This is a genomic window from Novosphingobium sp. BL-S-24, assembly GCF_055521575.1.
On sequence record NZ_CM145488.1, the window covers coordinates 1,418,569 to 1,436,958 of the forward strand.

At 63.9% G+C, this 18,390-nt stretch carries 20 protein-coding genes; 12 read left to right on the forward strand and 8 right to left on the reverse strand.

The window, feature by feature from the left end; all coding sequences use genetic code 11:
- Positions 1–241 precede the first annotated feature (241 nt).
- From ACZ1JM_RS12015 to ACZ1JM_RS12025, 3 genes are all read left to right on the forward strand, one after another.
- Positions 242–1,072: a DMT family transporter gene (locus ACZ1JM_RS12015; RefSeq protein ID WP_465132636.1), complete on the forward strand. Its 831-nt coding sequence runs from the start codon at positions 242–244 to the stop codon at positions 1,070–1,072.
- Between the two features lie 119 nt (positions 1,073–1,191).
- The gene (gene acnA / locus ACZ1JM_RS12020) at positions 1,192–3,864 is read left to right on the forward strand and encodes an aconitate hydratase AcnA (protein WP_465132637.1); all 2,673 of its coding nucleotides are present in this window, start codon (positions 1,192–1,194) and stop codon (positions 3,862–3,864) included.
- A gap of 271 nt (positions 3,865–4,135) precedes the next feature.
- Complete coding sequence (locus tag ACZ1JM_RS12025) at positions 4,136–4,705, forward strand: hypothetical protein (protein ID WP_465132638.1); 570 nt, start codon at positions 4,136–4,138, stop codon at positions 4,703–4,705.
- Between the two features lie 537 nt (positions 4,706–5,242).
- On the opposite strand, the gene ruvB is transcribed toward ACZ1JM_RS12025, so the two are convergent.
- The 4 genes from ruvB to pyk form a co-directional block, all read right to left on the reverse strand.
- Positions 5,243–6,271 carry a Holliday junction branch migration DNA helicase RuvB gene (ruvB, locus tag ACZ1JM_RS12030; RefSeq protein WP_465132639.1) on the reverse strand — a complete coding sequence of 343 codons (1,029 nt, stop codon included), beginning with the start codon at positions 6,269–6,271 and terminating at the stop codon, positions 5,243–5,245.
- 4 nt (positions 6,272–6,275) lie between these two features.
- Entirely contained in the window at positions 6,276–6,881 is a 606-nt protein-coding gene (gene ruvA / locus ACZ1JM_RS12035; protein ID WP_465132640.1) for a Holliday junction branch migration protein RuvA, read from the reverse strand.
- A 59-nt stretch (positions 6,882–6,940) separates the two neighbouring features.
- Entirely contained in the window at positions 6,941–7,435 is a 495-nt protein-coding gene (locus ACZ1JM_RS12040) for a nucleoside deaminase (protein WP_465132641.1), read from the reverse strand.
- Between the two features lie 64 nt (positions 7,436–7,499).
- A complete protein-coding gene (gene pyk / locus ACZ1JM_RS12045) occupies positions 7,500–8,972 on the reverse strand; it encodes a pyruvate kinase (protein WP_465135053.1) in 1,473 nt (490 codons plus the stop codon).
- Between the two features lie 104 nt (positions 8,973–9,076).
- On the opposite strand from pyk, the gene ACZ1JM_RS12050 reads away from it, so the two are divergent.
- Complete coding sequence (locus ACZ1JM_RS12050; RefSeq protein WP_465135054.1) at positions 9,077–9,388, forward strand: DUF1244 domain-containing protein; 312 nt, start codon at positions 9,077–9,079, stop codon at positions 9,386–9,388.
- A 33-nt stretch (positions 9,389–9,421) separates the two neighbouring features.
- On the opposite strand, the gene sugE is transcribed toward ACZ1JM_RS12050, so the two are convergent.
- Positions 9,422–9,739, reverse strand: a complete 318-nt coding sequence (gene sugE, locus ACZ1JM_RS12055; RefSeq protein ID WP_465135055.1) for a quaternary ammonium compound efflux SMR transporter SugE — start codon at positions 9,737–9,739, stop codon at positions 9,422–9,424.
- 377 nt (positions 9,740–10,116) lie between these two features.
- Here sugE and ACZ1JM_RS12060 point away from each other — a divergent pair, with 377 nt between their 5' ends.
- Both ACZ1JM_RS12060 and ACZ1JM_RS12065 read left to right on the forward strand, forming a co-directional pair.
- Entirely contained in the window at positions 10,117–10,353 is a 237-nt protein-coding gene (locus ACZ1JM_RS12060) for a DUF2312 domain-containing protein (protein WP_086492369.1), read from the forward strand.
- A 244-nt stretch (positions 10,354–10,597) separates the two neighbouring features.
- Positions 10,598–10,948, forward strand: a complete 351-nt coding sequence (locus tag ACZ1JM_RS12065) for a hypothetical protein (RefSeq protein ID WP_465132642.1) — start codon at positions 10,598–10,600, stop codon at positions 10,946–10,948.
- Positions 10,949–10,989: 41 nt separating this feature from the next.
- Here the strand turns inward: ACZ1JM_RS12065 and ACZ1JM_RS12070 are convergent, their stop codons facing one another.
- Positions 10,990–11,739 carry a CPBP family intramembrane glutamate endopeptidase gene (locus ACZ1JM_RS12070; RefSeq protein WP_465132643.1) on the reverse strand — a complete coding sequence of 250 codons (750 nt, stop codon included), beginning with the start codon at positions 11,737–11,739 and terminating at the stop codon, positions 10,990–10,992.
- Between the two features lie 277 nt (positions 11,740–12,016).
- Between ACZ1JM_RS12070 and ACZ1JM_RS12075 the strand changes: the two genes are divergently transcribed.
- The 4 genes from ACZ1JM_RS12075 (at position 12,017) to ruvC (ending at position 14,069) form a co-directional block, all read left to right on the forward strand.
- The gene (locus ACZ1JM_RS12075; protein ID WP_465132644.1) at positions 12,017–12,334 is read left to right on the forward strand and encodes a heavy metal-binding domain-containing protein; all 318 of its coding nucleotides are present in this window, start codon (positions 12,017–12,019) and stop codon (positions 12,332–12,334) included.
- 144 nt (positions 12,335–12,478) lie between these two features.
- Positions 12,479–13,243 carry a YebC/PmpR family DNA-binding transcriptional regulator gene (locus tag ACZ1JM_RS12080; protein WP_465132645.1) on the forward strand — a complete coding sequence of 255 codons (765 nt, stop codon included), beginning with the start codon at positions 12,479–12,481 and terminating at the stop codon, positions 13,241–13,243.
- 2 nt (positions 13,244–13,245) lie between these two features.
- Positions 13,246–13,596, forward strand: coding sequence for a DUF3147 family protein (locus ACZ1JM_RS12085; protein ID WP_465132646.1), 351 nt, complete (start codon positions 13,246–13,248; stop codon positions 13,594–13,596).
- A complete protein-coding gene (ruvC, locus tag ACZ1JM_RS12090; RefSeq protein WP_465132647.1) occupies positions 13,593–14,069 on the forward strand; it encodes a crossover junction endodeoxyribonuclease RuvC in 477 nt (158 codons plus the stop codon). The genes ACZ1JM_RS12085 and ruvC overlap by 4 nt, the downstream gene beginning before the upstream one ends.
- 26 nt (positions 14,070–14,095) lie before the next feature.
- Here ruvC and ACZ1JM_RS12095 read toward each other — a convergent pair whose 3' ends face one another.
- Positions 14,096–14,647 carry a sugar O-acetyltransferase gene (locus tag ACZ1JM_RS12095; RefSeq protein ID WP_465132648.1) on the reverse strand — a complete coding sequence of 184 codons (552 nt, stop codon included), beginning with the start codon at positions 14,645–14,647 and terminating at the stop codon, positions 14,096–14,098.
- A gap of 4 nt (positions 14,648–14,651) precedes the next feature.
- The gene (locus ACZ1JM_RS12100) at positions 14,652–15,302 is read right to left on the reverse strand and encodes a YggS family pyridoxal phosphate-dependent enzyme (protein ID WP_465132649.1); all 651 of its coding nucleotides are present in this window, start codon (positions 15,300–15,302) and stop codon (positions 14,652–14,654) included.
- Positions 15,303–15,324: 22 nt separating this feature from the next.
- On the opposite strand from ACZ1JM_RS12100, the gene ACZ1JM_RS12105 reads away from it, so the two are divergent.
- Together ACZ1JM_RS12105 and ACZ1JM_RS12110 are read left to right on the forward strand one after the other, a co-directional pair.
- Positions 15,325–15,876, forward strand: coding sequence for a thiamine phosphate synthase (locus ACZ1JM_RS12105; protein ID WP_465132650.1), 552 nt, complete (start codon positions 15,325–15,327; stop codon positions 15,874–15,876).
- Positions 15,877–15,992: 116 nt separating this feature from the next.
- Positions 15,993–18,389, forward strand: coding sequence for a DNA translocase FtsK (locus ACZ1JM_RS12110; protein ID WP_465132651.1), 2,397 nt, complete (start codon positions 15,993–15,995; stop codon positions 18,387–18,389).
- Position 18,390: the final 1 nt, after the last annotated feature.

The following is an 18,390-nucleotide window of genomic DNA, read 5'->3' on the forward strand; positions in this document are numbered from 1 at the left end:
CGAGGACCCTGCTTGATGCCCTTGGGATTTTTCGCAGCCGGCATACGAAGGTGCTGGCGCGAACATGATGTGCCCTTTTAGCGTATGATCTTCAAGGATGCGACCTGTCGCTGCGATGAATTGCTTGCGCACAACCTGGGCACGGCGACATGGTTCCGACATGCTTCGTATTTCCCGCCCTTCTGTTGCGCTATCGATGCCAGTGCTTTCGGTACTCGCTGGCATCGCATGCTTCAGCGTGATGGACGCGACCATAAAGTCAGCGGCGCTCGCCGTTGGCGTGGGCACGGCTTTGCTGCTGCGCAATGTTTTCGCAACCGTCATGACGGTCCCGCTATGGCTCGCAGCGGGTCGGCCATGGCCTGTCCGCAGCGTTGCGCGGCTGCATCTGCAACGCTCGGCGGTGACCTCGTTAATGGCGGTGCTGTTCTTTTATGGCCTAGTCCGTATTCCGTTGGCGGAAGGCATGGCGATCTCCTTCTTCGCGCCCATCATTGCTTTGTATTTCGCGGCATTGATCCTGGGCGAAAAGATTCGTCCGCGCGCTGTTTGGGCCGCAGTGCTCGGATTATCCGGGATGATCGTGATCAGCGCAGACCGTTTCGGCTCAGGTGGATATGGGCACGAAGCGATAGGGGGAACGGTGGCAATTATGCTGTCTTCCGTGCTCTACGCATTGAATCTGGTGTTACAGCGCAAGCAGGCATTGCTGGCGGGGCCGATCGAAATCGCCCTGTTTCAAAACATGAACGTAGCCGTCATTTTCCTCGTCGCTTCGCCATTTTATTGGACTGTCCCCGACACGATCAGTGTCTACTGGATCTTGGCCGGAGCATCGCTGGCGACGGCCGCGCTGCTTTTTTTATCGTGGGGCTATGCGCGTGCCGAAGCGCAAATCTTGGTCCCGATCGAATACACCGGCTTCGTGTGGGCGGCATTGATGGGTTGGCTCATATTTGATGAGCAACTGGGTCCAGGTGTTGTCGCGGGTGCAGGATTGATCGTGCTCGGTTGCTGGATCGGCACTCGACCTGCCAAAAAGGACACCTCGACCCGCCCCCCTGCCCCTTGACCTTACCGCCCGTAGCGCGCATCGGCGGGCCGACGAATCCGCTTGTCGCACTGCAGCACGGTTCAGGAGCGCCGCGTGGCAGCAAGGGCAGGCTTCACACGAAGGGAAAAACGCCCACTATGACCCAGGTCGGACAGGACACGCTCGGCACTCGCAGCACCATGACCGTCGGCGGCAAGAACGTCGCTTACTATTCGCTCAAGAAAGCGTCCGAGAAAATTGGCGACGTAAGCCGCCTGCCGTTCTCGATGAAGGTCCTGCTGGAAAACCTCCTTCGTTTCGAAGACAACGGATTCACCGTTTCGACCGATCATATCAAGGCGATCGTCGACTGGCAGCAGAACCCCAAGACGGGAGCGGAAATTCAGTACCGCCCGGCCCGCGTGCTGCTGCAAGATTTCACCGGCGTGCCCTGCGTGGTCGACCTTGCCGCCATGCGCGATGCCATCGCCAAGCTTGGCGGCGACACCAGCAAGATCAATCCGCTGGTTCCCGTGAACCTCGTCATCGACCACTCGGTGATGGTTGACGAATTCGGCCACCCCAAGGCTGCCGAGCAGAACGTCGAGATCGAATATCAGCGTAACATGGAGCGCTATGACTTCCTCAAGTGGGGGTCCAAGTCGCTCGATAATTTCTATGCCGTTCCCCCGGGCACCGGCATTTGCCACCAGGTGAACCTGGAAAACATCGCCAAGGCCGTATGGTCCAGCGAAGACCAGAACGGCGATCTGGTCGCCTACCCTGACACCTGCGTCGGCACCGACAGCCACACCACGATGGTCAACGGCCTGGGCGTGCTGGGTTGGGGCGTCGGCGGCATCGAAGCTGAGGCCGCGATGCTTGGCCAGCCCGTGTCAATGCTCATCCCCGAAGTCGTGGGCTTCAAGCTGACCGGCGAACTGAAAGAAGGCGTAACCGCCACCGACCTCGTGCTCACCGCCACCTCGATGCTGCGCAAGCACGGCGTCGTGGGTCGTTTCGTCGAATACTTCGGCCCCGGCCTCGCCTCGCTGTCGCTGGCAGACCGTGCGACGCTCGCCAACATGGCGCCGGAATACGGTGCGACCTGCGGCTTCTTCGGCATCGACGACAAGACGCTGGACTACCTGCGCCTGACTGGCCGCGAGGAAGAGCAGATCGCCCTCGTGGAAGCCTACGCCAAGGAGCAGGGTTTCTGGATCGAACCCAACGCGGCCGACCCGATCTTCACCAGCACGCTCGAACTCGACATGGCCACTGTCGTGCCGTCGCTCGCCGGTCCGAAGCGTCCGCAGGACTGGGTATCGCTTCCCGAAGTCGATGACGTGTTCAATGCCGACATGGCCAACACCTACAAGAAGGCCCCGCAGCGCGTTGCCGTCGAAGGCAAGGACTTCGACATCGGCGACGGCGACGTCATGATCGCTGCCATCACCAGCTGCACCAATACCTCGAACCCGGGCGTGCTGGTTGCTGCCGGCCTTGTCGCCAAGAAGGCGGACGAGCTTGGCCTTAAGCCCAAGCCTTGGGTCAAGACCTCGCTCGCTCCCGGATCGCAGGTCGTCACCGACTACCTGAACCGCGCCGGCCTGCAGTCGCACCTCGACAACATTGGCTTCAACCTCGTCGGTTACGGCTGCACCACCTGCATCGGCAACTCCGGCCCGCTGGCTGAACCGATCAGCAAGGCGATCAACGAGAACGGCCTGGTCGCCAGCGCCGTGATCTCGGGCAACCGCAACTTCGAAGGCCGCGTGTCACCTGACGTGCGTGCAAACTTCCTTGCTTCGCCTCCGCTCGTGGTTGCCTACGCGCTCAAGGGCACGGTGGTGGAAGACTTCGTCACCACCCCGATCGGCAAGAGCAAGGATGGCGTCGACGTCTTCCTGAAGGACATCTGGCCAACCAACCTGGAAGTCGCCGAAACGATGGCTGGCTGCATGGATCGCGCCATGTTCCAAGCCCGCTATGCCGACGTCTACAAGGGTGATGCGCACTGGCAGGCCATCAACGTCGTGGGTTCGGAGACTTATTCGTGGCGCGCCGGATCGACTTACGTCGCCAACCCGCCGTACTTCGAAGGCATGGAAATGACCCCGGCCCCCGTTGCCGACATCATCGAAGCCAAGCCGCTCCTGATCCTGGGCGATTCGATCACCACCGACCACATCTCCCCTGCAGGCTCGATCAAGGCCGACAGCCCCGCGGGCAAGTGGCTGATGGAGCATCAGGTCGCCAAGGCCGACTTCAACTCCTACGGCGCCCGCCGTGGCCACCATGACGTGATGATGCGCGGCACGTTCGCCAACATCCGCATCCGCAACGAAATGGTCCCCGGCGTTGAAGGCGGCATGAGTCGTTACGGCACGGAAGTCGGCGCGGTCTACGATGTGGCGCAGAAGCACAAGGCTGATGGCACGCCGACGGTTGTGATTGCCGGCAAGGAATACGGCACCGGCTCCTCGCGTGACTGGGCCGCCAAGGGCACCAACCTGCTCGGCGTGCGCGCCGTCATCGTCGAAAGCTTCGAGCGTATCCACCGCTCGAACCTCGTCGGCATGGGTGTGCTGCCGTTGCAGTTCAAGGACGGCGAAAGCCGCCATACTTTGGCCCTCAACGGCGATTGCAGCTTCACGATCAAGGGCGTTGCCGATCTGAAGCCGCAGCAGGATGTGGAAGTCGAAGTTACTCGCGCCGATGGCACGACCTTCACCTTCACGGCACTGTGCCGCATCGATACCGCCAACGAAGTCGAGTACTTCATGAACGGCGGCATCCTGCAGTACGTGCTGCGCAAGCTGGCTGCCTGATACTTTTCAGACAAAGCTGAAACTGAACCCCGTCCGGCGCGCGCCGGGCGGGGTTTTTCTTTGGTGCCGCGCCATCAAGGCACGATGGAGCAACGAAAAAGGGCGGCGCAAGCGCCGCCCTCCCAGATCAGGCGCCGCCCCCCGCGACGCCTGCCCCCTGTATCGTTAAGCCGCCTTGGCCCGCGCCAGGCGCCGGCGACCGACAATCGTGGCCGCTGCGGCGCCAAAAAGGATCAGCATTGGCGGAGCGGGAACATCCGTTCCGCCGGTCGTGGTCGACGTGGACGTACCGCCTGAGGTCGACGAACTGGTCGACGACGATGTTGAACTGGACGTGGATGACGATGTGCTGCTCGACGTCGACGAGGATGTGGACGAACTCGAAGAGGTGCTGGAGCTGGTCGACACGTTGCCCGACGTGCTGGTCGTCGATGTCACATTGCCCGACGTGCTCGTTGTCGAGGTGACGTTCCCGGACGTAGTTGATGAGACGTTGCCGGAGGTGCTGGTCGACACATTCCCCGACGTGGACGTCGACACGTTGCCTGAGGTCGTGGAAGACACGTTGCCGGATGTGGACGTCGAGACATTGCCCGAAGTCGTGGACGAAACGTTACCCGAGGTCGACGTGGAAACGTTCCCCGACGTCGTGGAACTCGACGTGGTGGAGCTTACGTTGCCGTTGGACGTCGATCCGCCGGTAGTCGTGGATGTAATGACCACGCTCCCGCCGCTGCTACCCCCGCCACCGCCGAAGAAACCACCGAAGAAGCCGCCACCGAACCCGCCCAGGGATCCGCCACCGATGACCACGGGCGCACCGCCGCTACCGCCTGAATAGACTGGCGGCGCTGGCGGGATGTACGGCGGGGGCAGCGGCACCATCGCCATCTGCTGATCGCAGCAGGTCCGCTTGATGATCTTGCGCACGCGCTTGGTCGTGTGCGGCACTTCCCGGCGGACGATCCGCTTGGCGGGGCGCACCGGCTGGGCCGCCTTGGCCATCTTGACCTTGCGGTACTCCGTCTTTGCCGATTGCGTTTCCGCCACATGGACGGCTCCGCCGCCAATAATAGCGCAGCCTGCCGCGCAGGCAGACAGTTTCGCAAGGGCCATCCGAACGGACATAAGCGTTTGCTCTCTTTGTTTCCCTAGGGCGACTGCGCCGCTTGGAACGCCGCTGACAACCCGTCTGCCAGAAAGAACGCAGAGACCGGTTAACAGGACAACGGCGTTAACCGCAAATACATAGTCCCGCACGGGGAAAAATGGTTAATTTATCATTGTCACACTGACTGTGTGTCGAAACGGGACCATTCAAAGTGTGGTATGTAAACTAACCCGACGGTTTTTTCGCACCTGGAGCGGGCAAACGCCACTACCCTTCCGAATCGAAAAGGCCGGTCTGCGACGAGACAGGCGGGCTCATCCCGAGGTGCTGCCATCCCAGATCGTTCAGGCAGCGACCGCGAGCGGTGCGTGCTACCAGACCCAACTGGATCAGATATGGCTCGATCACTTCCTCGATCGTGTCGCGCGGTTCGGAGAGGCCGGCCGCGAGGGTCTCCACCCCTACCGGACCGCCTTTGTAGATCCCTGCAATCATGCGCAGATACCGCCGGTCCTGCGCATCAAGGCCCAGCGTGTCTACTTCCAGCCGGGTTAGCGCATCGTCAGCGATCGCGCAGGTGATCACGTCCGATCCGGCGACATGGGCAAAATCGCGAACCCGTCGCATCAGCCTTCCCGCGACACGCGGCGTGCCTCGTGCTCGCCGGGCGATCTCGGTCGCGCCGCCCTTATCCATTCCGATCCCGAGCAACCCTGCGCCGCGGGTGACGACCTTCTCCAGTTCCTCCACGCTGTAGAACTGCAGACGTACCGGAATGCCGAAACGATCGCGCAGCGGAGTCTGCAGCAACCCCTGTCGGGTGGTCGCCCCTACCAGCGTGAAGGGCGGCAGATCGATCCGCACCGACCGCGCCGATGGCCCTTCCCCAATGATCAGATCGAGCGCGCGGTCCTCCATCGCGGGGTAGAGCACTTCTTCGACCACCGGATTGAGGCGATGGATCTCGTCGATGAATAGGACATCGCCGTGTTCCAGATTAGTCAGCAGCGCCGCCAGATCGCCCGCCTTCGCAATCACCGGCCCACTGGTAGCGCGAAAGCCGACGCCAAGCTCCCGCGCCACAATCTGCGCCAGCGTGGTCTTGCCCAGACCTGGCGGGCCGAAGAACAGGACGTGATCCATCGCTTCGCGCCGGGATTTAGCGCTTTCGATGAAGACGCTCAGGTTGTCCTTCGCCCCCGCCTGACCGACGAATTCGGACAGCGTCTTGGGGCGCAGCGCCGCGTCTGCATCTTCCGGCTGGCGCGTGGGAGTGAGGATGGGATTGTCAGTCATCGATCTATCCCGCCGCCCGCTTCAACGCCACGCGTACCAGATCATTCAAGCCTGCATCCTCGCCCAGTTCTTCCACTGCCTTGCCCACCGCCATGCTTGCCGTCAGCGGCTTGAACCCCAGGTTCTGCAAGGCGGACACCGCATCGGCGCTGGCATTGCCGGGCGGCATGATCGCCGCCGCTCCCGGCACTCCAGCCGCCACAGCCAGCCCTCCGGCCTTGTCCTTCAACTCGTTCACGATCCGGCTCGCTAATTTAGGGCCAACCCCATTGGCTCGTGCCACCATGGCGCTGTCCCCACCGGCGCAGGCACGCTGCAGTTCCTCGGTCGTCAGCGCCGACAATATCGCCAGCGCCACTTTGGAGCCGACACCCTGGATCGCGGTAAGGAGTCGAAACCAGTTGCGCTCGGCTCCGCTGGCGAACCCGATCAGGCGTTGATCGGTTTCCGAAACCTGCATCTCGGTATGCACCACCACCCGGTCGCCCCGGATGCCGAGATGATCCAGCGTGCGTGCCGAGCAATGGACTAGATAGCCCACGCCATTCACGTCGATTATCGCCCAGTCGGGGCCGGTGTCGTCTAGCAGACCTGTGAGCTTGGCGATCATGGTTTGTTCCTATGGCAGGAACCGATTTGCCCCGCTAGCCCCTATTCGCCAGTCTCTATTCAGTCGTTACCCTGCAGCTCTTCAGGGACATCGTCATCCGGCCCGAAGTACAGTCGTGCACACTCCTTTGCGAGTATGCCGCCGTCCAGTTTCAGATCGTCCTTGTAGGCATCCGCCACAAAATCGAGGGTGGAGAGGTGCCGATCTTCGAAGTACATTTCATGGACGTCGTTGCGTCCTGCTCCGTAGACGATCCGCGAGACGCCTGCCCAGATCGACGCCATTGTACACATCCCGCAGGGTTGCAGCGTGGAATAGAGCGTCGCACCTTCTATCCGCATGTCGCCAACCGCCTTCCCGGCAGCGCGCAGCGTCTCGATTTCAGCGTGCGCGGTGGCGTCGCAATGCTCGGCCGTGCGGTTGACGCCCGATGTGACCAGCTTGCCATCGCGCACGATTAGCGCGGCGATCGGGGTGTTGGCGGGGTCAGTACCCTTCTGATCGATGGCGAGGTTCAGGGCTTCGCGCATCCAGTCATCGTCGGTCTTTTTCATGTGGCGGGCAAAGCGCGGGACGGGCCACATGTTCCGCGCTTTGCCCTCTAATTCCTGACCGCGCTTATTTGGGCGTATCCAGTTCATTCCCTGTCAGCGTGACAATGTGCAGCAGATTGGTCGAACCCGGCACACCGAACGGCACGCCTGCTAGTGTCACCAACCTGGACCCCGCCGCGCCGAAACCATGGCGAAGGGCCATGCGCTTGCCCTTGGCGATCATCTCTTCGAAACTGCCGATGTCCTTCGTGGTCACGCAGTGCGTGCCCCACAGCAGGGCGAGGCGGCGGGCCGTCTTCTGCTTGGGCGTCAGCACCAGCATCGGCGCGGCAGGCCGCTCCCGCGCCACGCGGCGTGCCGAGATGCCCGATCCGGTGAAGACGATAATCCCCTCGATCGTCAGGGTATCGGCGATCTGCGCGCAAGCTTCGGACAGAGCGTCGGCACTAGTCGCATCGGGCGGCGTCTGCGCGATGTGGATACGCTCCCGGTAGGTGAAGTCCGCCTCGACCCGAATGGCGATGCGATCCATGATCGTCACCGCCTCGACCGGCCATTGCCCCGCCGCCGTTTCGGCTGAAAGCATGACGGCATCGGCGCCATCGTAGACCGCGTTCGCCACGTCCGACACTTCGGCGCGGGTCGGCGACGGGCTGGTGATCATCGATTCGAGCATTTGCGTCGCGACGACCACCGGCTTGCCCTGAGCACGCGTCTTTTCGATGATGTGCTTCTGGATCGGCGGCACTTCTTCAGGCAGCAATTCGACGCCGAGATCACCGCGGGCGACCATGATGCCGTCCGATAGTTCAATGATTTCTTCCAGGCTCTCGACCGCGGCGGGCTTTTCGATCTTGGCCATGATCGCGCCGTGGCCGCCCGACAGTCGCCGCGCTTCGGCTACGTCCTCGGGTCGCTGGACGAACGAAAGGCCGATCCAGTCCGCGCCCTGCTCCACCGCGAAGGCAAGGTCACGCCGGTCCTTGTCGGTCAGCGCGGGAACCGGGACGATGGCATCGGGAATGTTGACGCCCTTGCGGTCCGAGATCGGACCGCCGACTTCGGCACTGCACAGGATCGAATCCGGCTCGGCACGGATGACGACCAGCCGCAGCTTGCCATCGTCGATCAGCAGGCGCTGACCTTTCTGCAGGATGCCGAACAGTTCGGGATGCGGCAGGCAGACCCGCTCATCATTGCCCGGCGTCGGATCGCGGTCGAGCGTGAAGTGGGCGCTGTGGCGGATGAAGGCCTTGCCGCCTTCGAAAGTGCCGACGCGCAGCTTGGGGCCCTGCAGATCGCACAAGATCGCCACCGGCCGGGCAAGATCCTTTTCCACCGCGCGGATGTTGGCGATGGTTTCACGGTGGGTATCGTGATCGCCGTGGCTCATGTTGACGCGGAAGGCATCGGCCCCGGCCCTCAGCAGGCGGGAGATGGTTTCCTTGTCCCGGCTGGCCGGACCCAGCGTCGCCAGGATCTTCACCTTGCGCTGGCGCTTGATGCCGCGATGATGCGGCGAACGGCGATAAGGAATGGGAGACGGGGGGACGATGCTGGCCAAGATGCTGTCTGCCTCTTTCAGGAACGGGGGGTCATATGGCAAAGGCGGCATTACAAACCAAGGACGATTGGCAGATTATGAACGACAGTGACCGTATCGACGCGCTCGACGATGCCGTGGCGGCGGCGGCCTTCCGGCGGCTGGTGCGCCATTTGCAGCATCGCCACGACGCCCAGAACATCGAATTGATGGGCCTGGCGGGCTTTTGCCGCAACTGCCTGGCCGATTGGATCCGCGATGCCGGCTATCCCGGCGACAAGGCGGAGGCCCGGGAACTGATCCATGGCATGCCCGCCGGTGAGTGGAAGGCAAAGCACCAGACCGACGCCACCCCGGAACAGATCGCCCGGATGGACGAGAGCGTGAAGAAGAACGCGCCCGGGCACTGAAGCCGGGCCACTAACGCCGGGCCGCCCCGTCGATCAGGGCGTGGCGACCTTCATCAGCACGATGCCCGAAAGAATCAGCCCGGCGGCCAGCAAGCGCGCCGGGCTGGCCGCTTCGCCCAGAAAGAACAGGCCGACCAGGAACGCGCCCAGCGCGCCGATCCCGGTCCAGACTGCGTAGGCGGTACCCAGCGGCAGGCTGCGCATCGCGCTGGCCAGCAGGGCAAAGCTGGCGATCATCGCCACGATGGTGATGACCGAAGGCCATAGACGGCTGAAACCGTGCGACTGCTTCATCGCCGAAGCCCAGACGACTTCCAGCACGCCGGCGATGAACAGAAAAATCCAGGACAGGGAAAAAGACATAACGAACCGCTCCACCATTTTCGGTGCCGGGCCGTCCCGGTCTTGAAGCTCCGTCGGAGGCGCGAACGTGGTCGGCGCAGCGACCCGGTACTATAGCGCCAACCGGCAAGCAACCGCTCGTCTCCGGCGCGCAAGTTGATGAAGTACATGCGGCCAAGTGCTTGTACGAGGGGCAAGGGGATCGACGATGGAAAGAGCCGCCGGCATCCTAACAGCTTGGCGGCATGTAGGAAAATGCCCGCCGCCGCGCTGGAATAATCGCCCCTCCACATGATTTCCACAGACGGGTGCTTTGCCCTGACCTTCGCGGATGGCTATCAGCGCCGCCAACCGATTCACGCCTTACCACCGGAGCACCTGACCCCATGGCCGAAACCACCGACGATCGCCTGCGCCTGCTGATCGAGCGCGTCGAGCGCCTCGAAGAGGAAAAGAAGGGCATCTCGGACGATATCCGCGACGTTTACAATGAGGCGAAAGCGGTCGGCTACGACGTGAAGATCATGCGCCAGATCGTGCGCATCCGTAAGATGAAGCCCGACGACCGCCGCGAAATGGACATGCTGCTCGACACCTACAAAACCGCACTCGGCATCGACTGAGGACGCCCGGCAACCGGCGTGACAGAACGTCACGCCGGGGGTGTAGCGGAGCGCGCTAGTGGACAGGTAGTGCCTGAGATCCCCCAATAGCCGTCATTCCTGATGCAAATAGACTGCGGTTATGAGAGCCAGATCATTTGCCGCGGTCGCAATCATCGCGCTCATATCCGCAGCTGCCACCGGGTAGGGGATCAAACAGGAAGGTGGGCTGTTCTTTATGCATCACAATGCAAGAGTGGCCTTGATGAAATCCTACCGCACCATGTTTGCCGGCATGATGGCCCTGTCTTTATCGGGTGCCGCAATAGCGCAGGACCACAACCATGTTCCCGGGTGGGCCAATACCTATAATCACCGTTACAAGGGCAACCGATCGGGTGAGTGGGCGGCCAAGACGGAGCTGTTCAAAAAACTGTCCTCCGCCGGGCCGGAGGCTCGTTGCACGCTCAAGAACCTGCCCGAGCCGGACGGCAACGTGATCGTAAATCGCTATCGCAGTCTAACGCGCAAGACGAATGAAGCTGCTGCGCTACGCTGGGCGCAAGGGCAAGTGGCAATGCATCATCGTCAGATGAAGAGCGCGGGAAAGTGTTGAGCGGCGTCAGCCCCTAATGCGTGGGTAAGGTCCCCCAGACCCTAACCCCCCATCTGCGCGAGCAGCATCGCCGCGCTGTTGGCGACGGCGTGCTGGAGGATGGCGGCGTGCAGGCCGATGCGCTGGCGGGTGAAGCCCAGCAGGATCGCGGCCCATAGCTGCGGCAGGACCATCGGCAGGGCGAGGAAAGTGGTCGCCGGATAGTTCAGCAGGTGCAGCGCCGCGAAGGCGAACACCACGACCCAGTAGATCCCCGGATAGGCTGCACGATACCACTGCGGCGCGCCGGTCAGCCGCCGCAGACGCCACCACCCCGCGACGGCAATGACGGCCAGCGCCGCCAGTATCCCCAGCAGGGTCGGTACATGGACCGGCCGGGCATACGTCAGCGCCAGGACCAGCGCGACGAAACAGCCCAGCAGCCAGAACGCGCGGGGACGCCCGGTCTGCCACCCGCGAAAGATCATCTCCTCCAGGATCGGCGCCAGCAGCAGCGTGATCGGCAGCAGCCAGTCCGACGGCACTTTGCCGAACGCATCGGGCATCGGCTGGGCGAAATGCGCCTGCCAGCGGCTGATCAGCGGCAGGATCACCAGCAGCATGACTGCCACTTGCACCAGCGCCATCACCCCCAGGGCTGCCCATGCCCCGTGCGTGCGCAGGCCAGCCGGCACCAGCACGGTCGGCCGCTTGAGGAAAGCGAACAGCTCGCCCATCACGGATCGCGCGGAAGGCTGGTTCGTATCGAGGGGTATCGCCATGTGCCCTTGCGCCAGAGAATCGAGGTCCATCGAACGTCGTGGCCCCGAACTTGTTTCAGGGACTGTCGCTTCTATTGCGCGGCGGCTCTGAACGAAATGCAAACGACGGAAGGAAGACGGCCATTTTCGACCTGCGTGCCGAGGGCCGCATGTCGGCGGGCTACAGCAACCCATCCCCGCATCGCCCGAATTAGAGGCACTTGCCGCCAAAACCGATGCATCGGCATCGCCGACGCGCGATTTCGGCTTGCCTTTCGGGCGCCGTTTGGGTGTCTTGCGCGCCGAACGCACTTAGTTGGGATACAGTATGATCGTCACCACCACCCCTACCGTCGAAGGCAAGCCGATCCGCGAGTATCGTGGTATCGTGACCGGCGAGGTGATCGTCGGCGCCAACCTGTTTCGCGACTTGTTCGCCGCCGTGACGGACATCGTCGGAGGCCGCTCCGGCAAGTATGAACGCGTGCTGCAGCGCGCCCGCACCGAAGCGATCGACGAACTGAAGGCGGAAGCCACGCGGCTGGGCGCCAATGCGGTCGTCGGGATAGACCTTGATTACGAAGTGCTCGGCTCCAACGGGTCGATGCTGATGGTCAGCTGCTCCGGCACTGCGGTGGTGATCTAGCGGGGGAAGCAGGCTGCACCGCGTCCCTGGGCGGTTGCCCTTGGGGCGGTGGGTGTTGTAAGGGCCGCGCCACTTCATTCATCGAAACCCGCCGCCGCCCGCCGAAGGGCCGACCGGCGGGCAGTCAGCGGGTAGACAGCGGACATGGCAGGCCATTCCAAATTCAAGAACATCATGCACCGCAAGGGCGCGCAGGATAAGAAGCGCTCTGCGATGTTCTCCAAGCTTTCGCGCGAAATAACCGTCGCGGCCAAGATGGGCATGCCCGATCCGGACATGAACCCGCGCCTGCGCGCCGCCGTCAACGCCGCCAAGGCGCAGTCGATGCCCAAGGACAACATCCAGCGCGCGATCGACAAGGCCAGCAAGGGCGATGCCGAGAATTACGAGGAAGTGCGCTACGAAGGCTACGGCCCGGGCGGCATCGCCATCATCGTCGAGGCGCTGACCGACAACCGCAACCGCACCGCCACCAACGTGCGCACCGCGTTCTCCAAGAACGGCGGCAATCTCGGCGCAAGCGGCGCGGTTTCGCACGGGTTCGAACGCCTTGGCCTGATCGAATACCCCGGTTCGGTGGGGGACGAGGAAAAAGTCCTCGAAGCCGCGATCGAGGCTGGCGCGGATGACGTGCAGAGCGACATGGGCGATGGCGACGAAAATCCCGGCGGCCACCAGATCTGGGTTTCGGTCGATGCCTTGCACGAAGTTGCACGCGAACTCGAAAAGGTCCTGGGCGAAGCCGAAGGCGTGAAGCTGGCGTGGAAGCCCAACCTCAGCGTCGATGTCGATGCCGATACCGCGGGCACTCTGATGAAGCTGGTGGACACGCTGGAAGAGGATGACGACGTCCAGACCGTGTGGGGCAACTACGAAATCTCCGACGAAGTGATGGAAAAGCTGGGCTGACGATGGTCGCGCTGATCGCCCGCGCGCTGCTATCCGGCGCGATGATCGTGGCGATCGCCGAGATCGGAAAACGCCTGCCGGCCATGGGCGCGCTCGTCGCGTCTTTGCCGCTGGTTTCGGTGCTGGGCATGATCCTGCTGTGGCATGCCCGGCCCGACACGGAAAACATGGCGATCCATGCGCAGGCGACGTTCTGGTATGTGCTGCCTTCACTGCCGATGTTCCTGTTGATCCCCTTCCTGCTGCGCCATGGCGCCGGGTTCTGGCTTGCGCTGGGTCTGGGCTGCGCGCTCACGGTGGGGCTCTATCTGCTGATGCTGCAGATCGGCCAGCGGCTGGGCCTGCACCTGTGATCATCATCGGGCTGGACCCCGGCCTCACCTGCACCGGCTGGGGCATCGTCGCCAAGAGCGGCAGCCGCCTGTCTCACGTCGCCAACGGCCAGATCCGCACCGACGCCAAAGCGGGCATGGCCGATCGGCTGGTGGAACTGGACGCAGGGCTGACCGACGTGATCCTGCACCACCGGCCCGACGCCGGAGCGGTGGAGGAAGTGTTCGTCAACGTGAACCCGCAATCGACGTTGAAACTGGGCCAGGCGCGCGGCGTGGCGATGCTCAGCCTGGCGCGCCACGGCATGGGGGTGGCCGAGTATTCGACCAAGGTCATCAAGAAGGCGCTGGTCGGCACCGGCGGCGCGGACAAGAAGCAGATTCAGGCCATGCTGAAGGTGCTGCTCCCCGGCGTGAAGCTGGCGGGCGAGGACGCTGCCGATGCGCTGGCCGTGGCGATCACCCACGCCAACATGCTGGGCAGCCACCGCTAGCAGCCGCTGCGCCAGGTGCAGAAGCGTCAGGTCTGGCGGGGCCTGGCGGGGTTGCCCACGACGGTCACGCCCGCCGGAACGTCCCGCGTCACCACGCTGCCCGCCCCGATCAATGCATCATCGCCGATGGTGACACCCGGCATGATCAGCGCCCCCGCGCCGATCCAGGCATTGCGCCCGATGCGGATCGGGCGGCCCCACTCAGCGCCGGTCGCCCGCTCGACGGGATCGCGCGGATGGTCCGCCGTCAGGATCTGCACGCCGGAGCCGATCTGCGTGCCATCGCCGATCACGACCTCGACCACGTCAAGGATCACGCAGTTGAAATTGAGGAACACGCCTGCGCCAAGGCTGATGTTGAACCCGTAGTCGCAGTGGAAAGGCGGGCGGATCGTCGCGCCCTCACCCACACGGGCGAAGCGTTCGCGTAGAAGCGCCGCACGCTCACCGGACTCGACCGTGGCATTGAACCGCGCCATCCACAGCGCGGCGGCGTACTGGTCGGCGATGATTTCGGGATCGTTCGCGTGGTACGGATCGCCCGCGAGCATCCGCTGCTTCTGGCTGCGCTGGTCCATGCGCTTACCCGCGAGCGCCGAACAAGGCGCTGCCGACGCGAACATGCGTCGCGCCCAGCAGGACGGCGGTTTCGAAATCCTCGCTCATGCCCATGCTCAACCGATCGAGGCCATTGTCCGCCGCGATCTTTGCCAGCAGCGCGAAGAACGGTGCGGCCTCGACCCCCTGAGGCGGCACGCACATCAGGCCGATAACCGGAATGCCCGCTTCCCGTGCCGAGGCCAGCAGCGCCGGGACTTCCGCGATGGGGCAGCCGCCCTTCTGGTCCTCCTCACCGATGTCGACCTGGATGAAGCACGGCACGGCGCGCCCGGCCTTTGCCATCGCCTTGCCCAGCGCCGCCACGAGCGAGAGCCGGTCCAGCGAGTGAATGCAATCGAACAGCGCAACCGCATCGTCCGCCTTGTTGGATTGCAGCTGGCCCACCAGATGCAGCGCCACATCGGGGTAGTTTTCCCGCAGCGCAGGCCACTTGCCTTGCGCTTCCTGTACGCGGTTTTCCCCGAACGCGCGCTGTCCGGCGGCGAGCAGTGGTTCGATCGCCTCGGCCGGGTGAGTCTTGGAAATCGCGATGAGTTCGATGGCGTCGGCATCGCGCCCGGCGATGCGCGCGGCCCCGGCGATGCGGGCGCGGATGTCTTCTAGCTGATCCATGGCGCGCTGCTATAGCGTCTCGATGCAGAACCGCCAGCCGTCCCGTCCCACACCGCTGCCACGGGTCTGGCTCGTCAGCGATGCGCGCAACGATGCGGTGCTGGAGCAGGTGATGGCCCGCCTGCCGCGCGGGTCCGGACTGATCTTCCGCCACTATCACCTGCCGCCGGATCAGCGTCTTGCCCGGTTGGCAAACCTGCGCCGCGTCGCTCGACGCCGGGGGCACGTCCTGATCCTGTCCGGCTCCGCCAGCGAGTCCCTGCGTCGGGGGGCCGATGGCGCGTATGGAGCGGCGCGCCTGCTCGCACGGGGGCCGGATGCGCTGCGCCTGATCACCGTCCATTCCCTCCACGAACTGCGACTGGCCCACGCGGCGCGGGCGGACGCGGTGCTGATCTCGCCCGTCTTCGCCACCGCGTCCCATCCCGGCGCAGACGCCCTGGGGCTAGTGAAGCTGCGGCTGTTGGCAGCGCGCGCACGCGTGCCGGTCATCGCGCTGGGCGGCATGACGGGGCATCGGGCCGCGCGCCACAGCATCGCCCGCTGGGCGGCGATCGACGGACTGTCTCGTTAGGACCAAGACGTTAGGGCCACGCGGACCCGTCCACCCACAGGCGTGTTCCCGATCCATTCTTGACGCGCAGGCCACGCCCGCCGCATAAATGCGCGCGAACCCCAGAGGGAATTGAAATGGCTACCCGCCCCATCGCGCCTGGACGGCGAATCGCCAAGCCGGACTGGCGCGCCGTCCTGAAGCGCTCGCTGCGCCGTGCCGGAGAGCTTTCCGGCTCCATTGCGCTGTTCGCAGGCATGCTGTTCCTGGCGCTGTCGCTGGTCAGCTACCACCAGACCGACCCCTCCACGTCGACGGCGGCGGGCGGGGACGTGCAGAACTGGATGGGGACGACGGGCGCGTGGACGGCAGAACGGGCGCTGTTCCTGTTCGGCCCGGTGTCCGCGCTGCTGGTGCCATTGCTTTACGTCTTCGCCCGTAAGCTGTGGCTACTGGTCGAGGAGGACGATGGAGAGATCGAGCATTCGAACCAGCGCTGGTGGATGCCGTTCGGCGTGCTCGCCCTGGCGATGCTGCTGATCTCCACGGTCCTTTCGCTGTGGTTCACCCAGCCGGGCGGATCGCTGCCCGCCTCAATGGGCGGCATATCCGGCCTGCTGGGTGCGAAGGCCGTGGGCGCGGTATCGCAGCTTGCGCCGGAGCCGGTGCAGAACTGGATCAAGCTGGCGATCGCTATCGCCTGCCTTGGCCTTGGCGTCATGCTGGCGGGCCGGGTGTTCGCGCTGGACTGGGTCCGCTTGCTCACCCTGCCCGGCCGCATCGGCAGCCTGCCGCGTGGCAATGCCGCGTCCGACGATGCACCTGCTCGCCAGCCGCGCGAGAAGGAAGCCGTCCGCCCCGAAGCGGCCCCCCGCATCGCCGAGCGGATCGCCGACGCTGCTCCTGCCCCCGCCTTGTCGGGCGACAAGCCGCGCAAGGCGCCCGAGATTTCTGACCCCAAGACGTCGCCCACGCCCGCGCAGTTCGGCACCGCCAGCCGCCAGAAGGACATGTTCGACAAGTACGAACTGCCCGGACTGGAACTGCTGGCCGATCCCCCGCCAAATTCGCAGCCCAAGATCGACAAGCTGAGCCTTGAGCGCAACGCTCGCCTGCTTGAAACCGTGCTCGACGATTTCAACGTCAAGGGTGAGATTACCGCCGTGCGCACCGGGCCGGTCGTCACCATGTACGAGCTGGAACCCGCACCCGGCATCAAGGCCAGCCGCGTGATCGGCCTGGCCGACGACATCGCCCGCAACATGAGTGCGATCTCGGCCCGCGTATCCTCCATTCCCGGCCGCACGGTGATGGGCATCGAACTGCCGAACGCCGACCGCCAGATGGTGTCGTTCAAGGAAATGGTCGCATCCGAGGCGTTCGCTCATCACAAGGGCATGCTTCCGATCATCCTGGGCAAGGACAACGCCGGGGCGCCGGTCGTCGCTGACCTTGCGACGATGCCGCACTTGCTGGTCGCGGGTACGACGGGATCGGGCAAGTCGGTCGGCCTCAACGCCATCCTGCTGTCGCTGCTCTATCGCCTGACACCCGCGCAGTGTCGCCTGATCCTGGTCGATCCGAAAGTGCTCGAACTCAAGAGCTACGACGATATTCCCCACTTGCTGTCCCCCGTGGTGACGGAGCCACCCAAGGCGATCCGTGCGCTGAAGTGGGCGGTCGAGGAAATGGAGCGCCGCTATCGCCAGATGAGCGAGATTTCGGTGCGCAACCTTGCCAGCTTCAACGAAAAGGTCCGCGCCGCTGCCGCCAAGGGCAAGCCGCTGGGCCGCCGCATCCAGATCGGTTTCGATCCCGACACGGGCGAGGAACTCTATGAAGATCGCCAGCTTGATTACGAGGCGCTGCCACAGATCGTCCTCATCGTCGACGAGCTGGCCGACCTCATGGTCACCGTCGGCAAGGAGATCGAGGTGCTGATCCAGCGTCTCTCGCAAAAGAGTCGCGCGGCAGGCATCCACCTGATCATGGCGACGCAGCGCCCGTCGGTGGACGTCATCACCGGCGTGATCAAGGCCAACCTGCCGACCCGCGTCTCGTTCGCCGTGACCAGCCGGATCGACAGCCGCACGATCCTTGGCGAACAGGGCGCCGAACAGCTGCTGGGCAAGGGCGACATGCTCTACAAGCCCAGTTCCGACCCGATCAAGCGCGTCCATGGTCCGTTCGTCTCTGACGAGGAAGTGGAGCAGGTCGCCACGTTCTGGCGCGGACAGGGCAAGCCCGATTATATCGACGCGGTGACAGAGGAGCCCGAAGAAGGCAGCTTCGGGTTCGACGATCTCGACGCCACCGCGTCCGACGCGCCGGAAGAACGCAAGTACCGTCAGGTCTGCCATCTGGTGTTCGAAAACCAGAAAGTGTCGGTATCCTGGCTGCAGCGGCAGATGGGCGTCGGCTACAACACCGCCGCCAAATGGGTGGAGCGTATGGAGAACGACGGGTTTGTCGGCCCCGCCAACCACGTCGGCCGCCGCGACATCTATCGCGACGAGAACGGCAACCCGCTTTGAC